The sequence below is a fragment of the Helicobacter pylori genome (genome assembly GCF_014496485.1).
In the GTDB taxonomy this organism is placed as follows: Bacteria; Campylobacterota; Campylobacteria; order Campylobacterales; family Helicobacteraceae; genus Helicobacter; species Helicobacter pylori_DD.
In genome coordinates this window covers 1-1,293 of sequence record NZ_JACTAX010000028.1, presented here as the reverse complement: position 1 = coordinate 1,293, position 1,293 = coordinate 1, and the positions used below count along the sequence as shown (strand labels likewise).

Genomic DNA, 1,293 nt, shown 5'->3' with positions numbered 1-1,293 from the left:
AAATTCCTTTAAAAGGATAACCATGTTTCAGCCCCTATTAGACGCCTTTATAGAAAGCGCTTCCATTGAAAAATGGCCTCTAAATCTCCCCCCCCTAAAAATCGCTGTGGCGAATTGGTGGGGAGATGAAGAGGTTAAAGAATTTAAAAAGAGCGCTCTGTATTTCATCTTAAGCCAGCATTACACAATCACTTTACACCGAAACCCTGATAAACCTGCGGACATCGTTTTTGGTAACCCCCTTGGAGCAGCCAGAAAAATCCTATCCTATCAAAACACTAAAAGGGTGTTTTACACCGGTGAAAATGAAGTCCCTAATTTCAACCTCTTTGATTACGCCATAGGCTTTGATGAATTGGACTTTAGAGATCGTTATTTGAGGATGCCTTTATATTATGCCAGTTTGCATTATAAAGCCGAGAGCGTGAATGACACCACCGCGCCCTACAAGATCAAATCTGACAGCCTTTATGCTTTAAAAAAACCCTCCCATCATTTTAAAGAAAAACACCCTCATTTATGCGCAGTAGTGAATGATGAGATCGATCCTTTGAAAAGAGGGTTTGCGAGCTTTGTCGCAAGCAACCCTAACGCTCCTAAAAGAAACGCTTTCTATGACGCTTTAAACGCTATTGAGCCAGTTACTGGGGGAGGGAGCGTGAAAAACACTTTAGGCTATAACGTCAAAAACAAAAGCGAGTTTTTAAGCCAATACAAATTCAATCTGTGTTTTGAAAACTCACAAGGCTATGGCTATGTTACCGAAAAAATCATTGACGCTTACTTTAGCCATACCATTCCCATTTATTGGGGGAGTCCTAGCGTGGCGAAAGATTTTAACCCTAAAAGTTTTGTGAATGTGCATGATTTTAAAAACTTTGATGAAGCGATTGATTATGTGAGATACTTGCACACGCACCCAAACGCTTATTTAGACATGCTCTATGAAAACCCTTTAAACACCCTTGATGGGAAAGCTTACTTTTACCAAGATTTGAGTTTTAAAAAAATCCTTGATTTTTTTAAAACGATTTTAGAAAACGACACGATTTATCACAATAACCCTTTCATTTTCTATCGTGATTTGCATGAGCCTTTAGTAGCTATTGATGATTTGAGGGTTAATTATGATGATTTGAGGGTTAATTATGATGATTTGAGGGTTAATTATGATGATTTGAGGGTTAATTATGATCGCCTTTTACAAAACGCTTCGCCTTTGTTGGAACTCTCTCAAAACACCACTTTTAAAATCTATCGCAAAGCTTATCAAAAATCCTTGCCTTTGTTGCG

The 1,293-nt window shown here is 38.3% G+C and carries 1 protein-coding gene; it reads left to right on the top strand.

The features are described 5' to 3' along the window. Positions 1-22: 22 nt before the first annotated feature. On the top strand, positions 23-1,293 hold a 1,271-nt coding region (locus tag IC572_RS07655), incomplete at its 3' end, for a glycosyltransferase family 10 domain-containing protein (RefSeq protein WP_187855767.1).